We start from the raw sequence: 7,043 nt of genomic DNA, 5'->3' as shown, positions 1-7,043 counted from the left end.
CAAGTAACAAAAGGTGACTTCGTAGGATCAGCAAGTGGAGCAGTAGTATTAACAGCATTAATCGTATTTCTATCAAGTGTATTAGTATAATAGAAGTTTTAAATCAAACAAAAATGGAAGGAGAATGAGGGATATGAACAGTGAACAAGTGTTTCAAGTAACAAAAACGGATTTATTAGGATCCTTAGGTGGAGCGGTAATATTAACATCATTTATTCTATTCCTTGCAAGTGTATTAGTATGATATATATAAATACAACCATTCAAAAAAAATAAAGACTCTAACGTATTAGTAAGCAGTTAATATGTTGGAGTCTTTTTTATTTTCTTCTTATATACCTTCAAGTATTAAAGTTACCTCATTATTTAGCATCCATGGCTAATTAGACGCTGCGGTTGCAACTTGATTCAACGAATAATCAAAAATCCACTGAGTAAAAGCCTGATTGGTGAGGGCTGATTAAAGTTTCACTTTATTTTAAAGAGAAAAAAGTCGAATTTTATATGTAAGAAAAAAAGAGGAATTTGACAGAAAAGATAGAAAATTTTAAAGGTCAGAATTTGTTAGCTTGCTAACTAATTTCTATTTATTTATGTTGGAAGCGTTTTCGGTTGGTTTTAAGTATGGACCATTTAATCTATTTACAGGGGGATGAAGATATTATGAAACAAAAATCTATGGATACGCTAGCTGCACAAATGGAGGACTTTTTTCCAGTACGTGATGTAGATCATTTGGAATTTTACGTAGGGAATGCAAAGCAATCGAGTTATTATCTTGCGAGAGCATTCGGATTCAAAATTGTGGCTTACTCTGGATTAGAAACTGGAAACCGTGAAAAGGTATCTTATGTTCTTGTGCAAAAAAATATGCGTTTTGTTGTGTCTGGAGCTTTAAGTAGTGAAAATCGTATTGCAGAGTTTGTAAAGACTCATGGTGATGGCGTGAAGGATGTGGCACTACTTGTTGATGATGTTGATAAAGCATACTCAGAAGCAGTGAAACGTGGTGCCGTCGCAATTGCTCCACCAGAGGAATTAATAGATGAGGACGGTACATTGAAAAAAGCAGTTATTGGTACGTATGGTGATACAATTCATACGCTTGTAGAGCGTAAAAATTATAAAGGGGCATTTATGCCAGGATTCCAAAAGGTAGAGTTTAATATTCCATTTGAAGAGTCTGGCTTAATTGCTGTCGATCATGTAGTTGGTAATGTTGAAAAAATGGAAGAGTGGGTTAGTTATTACGAGAATGTCATGGGCTTTAAACAAATGATTCATTTTGATGATGATGATATTAGTACAGAGTATTCGGCTTTAATGTCGAAAGTTATGACAAATGGAAGCCGTATTAAGTTTCCTATTAACGAACCAGCAGACGGAAAGAGAAAGTCACAAATTCAAGAGTATCTAGAATTCTATAATGGAGCTGGTGTACAGCATCTTGCTTTATTAACAAGTGATATTGTTAAAACGGTTGAAGCGCTTCGTGCAAATGGGGTGGAGTTTTTAGATACACCTGATACTTATTATGATGAGTTAACTGCACGAGTTGGAAAAATCGATGAAGAAATTGATAAATTAAAAGAATTAAAGATCTTAGTAGATCGTGATGATGAAGGTTACTTACTACAAATCTTTACGAAACCAATTGTAGATCGCCCGACTTTATTTATTGAAATCATTCAACGTAAAGGTTCTCGTGGATTTGGTGAAGGAAACTTTAAAGCGTTATTCGAATCAATTGAAAGAGAACAAGAGCGTCGCGGAAACTTATAAGATTTATATCCACCAGCAAAAGTCCCTTTGCTGGTGGAAATTTCATTTTTATAAGGAGGAATCAGGATGAAATTTGTTACATTTCGTCTTCCTTCAAAAGAAATACGGGCTGGATGGCTTGAAGGTGACAAAGTAATAGATATGAATCTTGCTAGTGAAGGGAAAATCCCTTCTTCTATAATGGCTTTTTTAGAGAAAACGGATGAGTATGTAGAAGTAGTGCGGAATATTAAGAATCCAAATAAGGGTATATATGCTTTAGAAGAAGTACAATTGACAGCTGCTCTTCCTAATCCGAGTAGTATTCGAGATTTTTACGCATTTGAACAACATGTAAAAACAGCTCGTGGACGAAGAGGACTAGATGTTGTGCCTGAATGGTATGATATTCCGGTTTTTTATTTTACTAATCATCGTGCTGTAATTGGTTCCGGTGATTTTGTAATTGGTCCGAAAAAGTCTAAAAAGCTTGATTACGAGTTGGAGATTGCTTGCGTAATAGGAAAAGAAGGGCGAAATATTTCTCGTGAGCAAGCAGAGGAATATATTTTTGGTTATTGTATTATGAACGACTGGAGTGCGAGAGACTTACAAGCAACAGAAATGAAAGTAGGTCTCGGTCCTGCGAAAGGAAAGGACTTTGCAACTTCGTTAGGAGCACATCTTGTTACGAAAGAGGAATTAGATGTTTATCGTAATGGTGATCGATATGATTTAGAAATGACTGCTCATGTAAATGGAAAACTATTATCAAAGGGAAACTTCCAAGATATTTACTATACATTTGCTGAAATGATTGAACGTGCTTCAGAGGACGTGACGTTATATCCAGGAGATGTGATTGGTTCTGGGACAGTAGGAACAGGCTGTATTTTAGAACTTGGTACAGAAGAGTGGCTACAAGATGGAGATGTTGTAGAGCTGTCGATTACTGGTTTAGGTACACTACGTAATACGATCAAAAAAGAAAAGGAAGCGGGTGATGGGCATGTTTTATCGTCACATGGGAGAACTACCTCATAAACGACATGTACAATTTCGTAAAAAAGATGGATCGCTTTATCGTGAACAGGTAATGGGAACGAAAGGATTTTCTGGTACGCAGTCTATTTTGTATCATCACTATATGCCAACAGAAGTAGGTCATTCTGCATTATCGCATTCTTGTCAGTTGCAGTATGAAGAGGATGTTGCTCTTTCTCATCGCCACTTCCGAACGAAAGAAAATAAAAAAAGTGGTGATGCAATAAGTGGACGAAATTTCATACTTGGAAATGAAGATTTGTTAATTGGAGTAGTGAGCCCAACAGAAAAAATGGATTATTTCTATCGTAATGGTGATGGCGACGAAATGTTATTTGTTCATTATGGAACAGGGAAAATTGAAACGATGTTTGGAACGATACACTATAGAAAAGGCGACTATGTAACGATCCCAATTGGAACGATTTATCGTGTTATTCCAGATGAAGGTGAGACTAAGTTTCTCGTTGTAGAGGCGAATAGCCAAATTACAACGCCGCGTCGTTATCGAAATGAATATGGACAATTGTTAGAGCATAGTCCGTTTTGTGAAAGAGATCTTCGTGGTCCAGAAAAATTAGAGACCTATGATGAAAAAGGCGAGTTTGTCGTAATGACAAAGTCAAGAGGCTATATGCATAAACATGTTTTAGGACACCACCCGTTAGATGTTGTTGGATGGGATGGCTATTTATATCCGTGGGTATTTAATGTAGAGGATTTTGAACCAATTACAGGGCGCATTCATCAGCCACCGCCAGTACATCAAACATTTGAAGGGCATAATTTTGTTATTTGCTCTTTCGTACCACGTTTATACGATTATCATCCAGAGTCAATTCCGGCACCATATTATCATAGTAATGTTAATAGTGATGAAGTTCTTTACTATGTAGAAGGAAACTTTATGAGTCGCAAAGGTGTGGAAGAAGGTTCTATTACACTTCATCCGAGCGGAATTCCCCATGGGCCGCATCCGGGGAAAACAGAGGCAAGTATAGGGAAGAAAGAGACACTTGAATTAGCTGTTATGATAGACACATTCCGTCCGCTTCGTATTGTAAAACAAGCACATGAAACAGAAGATGAAAAGTATATGTATAGCTGGATTGAACAAGGTTCATATACTGTGAAATAAGTAAAAAAAGGCATGCTCTCAATAAGGGAGCATGCCTTTTTTGTGGAATCGACATGTATAATAATACCAAAAATAGTTGTCGAAAGATATATAGAAAGAATGATAAGGATAGTGCATATTCAGAAGAATTTCTACTTGTTTCGACAAAAGTATTGACTAGGAAAAGCGTAATGAGTAAAATAAAAAAGCGAATTAAAAATTTTCAGAAAATTTAAAACTTGGAGGAGTGAAAGATGAAGCAAATTTTTCAAAAGAAGCCAATTGCAAAGTTAATGCAAGAAAGTAAGCAAAAAACGTTAGCAAGAACATTGGGCGCGCTAGATTTAACTATGCTTGGAATCGGAGCAATTGTTGGAACTGGTATTTTTGTTCTAACGGGTGTTGTGGCAGCGAAACATTCTGGGCCAGCTATTATATTATCATTTGCGATTGCCGCGCTAGCTTGTGCCTTTGCTGCATTTTGTTATGCTGAATTTGCTTCTTCAGTTCCTGTCTCGGGCAGTGTGTATACGTATACATACGCGACGATGGGGGAAGTATTCGCATTTTTAATTGGCTGGGACTTAATGCTTGAATATTTACTTGCTACATCTGCTGTAGCAAACGGTTGGTCTGCATATTTTCAATCTTTATTAAAGGGGTTTGGAATCCACATTCCGACTATTCTCTCCTCGGCTCCTGGTACAGGAAAGGGTGGGATAATTGATCTACCTGCAGTTCTAATTATTTTAGTGATGACAGTTCTTTTATCTAGAGGTGTTCGTGAAAGTGCACGAGTAAATAACGTTATGGTATTTATTAAAATAGCAGTTGTTCTTATTTTTATTTTTGCTGGTTTTAATTATGTGAAACCTGAAAACTGGACGCCTTTCATGCCATTTGGTTTAGATGGTGTAATGGCTGGAGCGGCCACAGTATTCTTTGCATTTATAGGATTTGATGCAGTTTCAACAGCGGCAGAAGAAGTGAAACGTCCGCAACGTGATTTACCAATTGGTATTATTGCATCGTTATTAATTTGTACAGTTCTTTATATCGTTGTTTCGCTTATTTTGACAGGAATTGTTCCATACGGCCAGCTAAATATATCAGATCCAGTTGCTTTTGCACTGCAATTTATTGGACAAGATGGCTTAGCGGGGGTAATTTCAGTAGGAGCAATTACAGGGATTACAACAGTAATGCTAGTTATGATGTATGGGCAAGTTCGTGTTTCTTATGCGATGAGCCGAGATGGTTTATTACCGAAGCGTCTTGCTAAAGTTCATCCGAAATTTAAAACGCCATTTTTAAATACATGGACAACGGGAATTATTGCGGCACTGATTTCAGGATTAATAGATTTAAATGTTTTAGCACATCTTGTAAACATGGGGACATTGTCAGCATTTGCACTCGTAGCTGTTGCGGTAATTGTAATGAGAAGAACCCATCCAGACTTACCAAGGGCATTTAAGGCTCCGCTTGTACCATTTTTACCAGCGTTAACAGTGATTTTCTGTTTATACTTAATGCTTCAATTATCGGGGACAGCATGGATTAGTTTTGGGATATGGATGGTTATTGGTATAGCGGTTTACTTCTTATATAGCCGAAAACATAGTGCTTTAAATAATAGTAAAAAAGAAGAAGATGTTGCGAATTTATAAGCGAAAAAAATCCATTCTAATTCTGTTAGAATGGATTTTTTTATTTTAAAATTTACATTTTTCTGAACTTATTATAAGATAATTGTTGGCTAACTAAAGGAGTGAAATGATGAAAAATACGTGGCGTGAGTTAAGGGAGATGGACCGTAACGTATGGATTCGATTTATTGGAGAGACGTTAAATGGAATTGCAATGATGATGTTAATGCCTTTTTTTGCATTATATTTAAAAGATAAGGTAGATTCGTTGTTGGAAGTTGGGGTTATTATGGCGCTTTCTCCAATTGCTGCAAGCTTTGGTTCACTTATAGGAGGGAGAATTGCTGACATATATGGAAGAAAGCCGATTATGATATTTTCTATGGCAAGTAATGCATTATTAATGCTCGGTTTTCTATTTATAGAAGGATTTATTCCATATGCAATTTTATCTATTTTTTTAGGATTGAGTAATTCTTTATTTCATCCAGCTGCATCAGCTATGGTCGCAGATGTAACGGCACCAGAAAAAAGAACAGAGGCATATGGTTTATTACGAATGGGACACAATATAGGTGCTGCGATTGGTCCGATAATGGGAGCATCAGTAGTTGTGTTGTCAAAGAATCTTGTGTTTATTATTGCCTCTTCTACAATGCTATTTTATGCGTTACTTGTATTACTTCTTATTCAAGAGACGATGCCAAAGAGGACAGATAAGGAAGAACATAAAGAAAAGGAATCTGGGGCAGTTTGGAAAATTGTCATGCGAGATAAGGCATTAATGATTTACTTATTAGCAGGTATTATCATTTCGATGGGGTTTTCTCAAACAGAAGGCATGTTGCCACTACATTTTGATAACGAAATGAAGCGTATTTTTGGAGCGAATAATCCATATCCATATTTAATGGCGTTAAACGGACTATTAGTTGTTTTATTCCAATTTCAAATTTCAAAATGGGCTACGGATAAACCAGTCGGGAAGACGATGTTATATGGTGCATGTTTGTTCGGGATTGGATTATTTTTTATAGGGTGGTTACCGAAGTGGTTTGGAGAGTTTAATACAAATGCTACAGTTATTTTAATAACACTACTGTTCGTTTATGCTATATATACGTTAGGTGAGATGATTATGTCGCCTGTACAGATGACATTTGTAGCAAACTTGGCCCCTGAGCATTTGAGAGGGACTTATATGGGCGCTGCAAGTTTGCAGTGGATTACAGGAAGCGCATTTGGTCCACTTTTGGGAGGCTTTTTATTAGATCGATTACTTGGCCACTTGCTATTTACAATTTTAGCTGTAGGATGTGTAGTTGCAGGTATTGTATATATTTCTTTAGATCGCCTTGTTGAGCAAAGGCAAAAAGATACACTAACCAAACAATCTTCTTAGAACCTGTTTAAAATCTTTTTAATAAAATCGCTACACCTGCCAATAAGCAACTCTGTCTGCTATTTTCAAG

General features: G+C 36.5%; 7 protein-coding genes. All 7 read left to right on the top strand.

The window, feature by feature from the left end:
- Positions 1-90, top strand: a 90-nt coding sequence (locus tag ACQRBL_RS01170; protein WP_002163772.1) for a DUF3948 family protein, incomplete at its 5' end; no start/stop codon positions are given.
- A 43-nt stretch (positions 91-133) separates the two neighbouring features.
- Positions 134-244 carry a DUF3948 family protein gene (locus ACQRBL_RS01165; RefSeq protein ID WP_001083691.1) on the top strand — a complete coding sequence of 37 codons (111 nt, stop codon included), beginning with the start codon at positions 134-136 and terminating at the stop codon, positions 242-244.
- A gap of 419 nt (positions 245-663) precedes the next feature.
- On the top strand, positions 664-1,782 hold the full coding sequence (hppD, locus tag ACQRBL_RS01160; RefSeq protein ID WP_411996752.1) for a 4-hydroxyphenylpyruvate dioxygenase: 1,119 nt from the start codon (positions 664-666) through the stop codon (positions 1,780-1,782).
- A 66-nt stretch (positions 1,783-1,848) separates the two neighbouring features.
- A complete protein-coding gene (locus ACQRBL_RS01155) occupies positions 1,849-2,805 on the top strand; it encodes a fumarylacetoacetate hydrolase family protein (protein ID WP_000673993.1) in 957 nt (318 codons plus the stop codon).
- Positions 2,771-3,943, top strand: a complete 1,173-nt coding sequence (locus ACQRBL_RS01150) for a homogentisate 1,2-dioxygenase (protein ID WP_014481934.1) — start codon at positions 2,771-2,773, stop codon at positions 3,941-3,943. Before ACQRBL_RS01155 ends, ACQRBL_RS01150 begins: the two co-directional genes overlap by 35 nt.
- Positions 3,944-4,176: 233 nt before the next feature.
- A complete protein-coding gene (locus ACQRBL_RS01145) occupies positions 4,177-5,592 on the top strand; it encodes an amino acid permease (RefSeq protein ID WP_000809371.1) in 1,416 nt (471 codons plus the stop codon).
- A gap of 109 nt (positions 5,593-5,701) precedes the next feature.
- Entirely contained in the window at positions 5,702-6,973 is a 1,272-nt protein-coding gene (locus tag ACQRBL_RS01140; protein ID WP_000799720.1) for an MDR family MFS transporter, read from the top strand.
- Positions 6,974-7,043 lie beyond the last annotated feature (70 nt).

This window comes from Bacillus sp. AF62 (assembly GCF_050312695.1).
Taxonomy (GTDB): domain Bacteria; phylum Bacillota; class Bacilli; order Bacillales; family Bacillaceae_G; genus Bacillus_A; species Bacillus_A cereus.
This window is presented reverse-complemented; position numbering and strand designations above follow the sequence as displayed.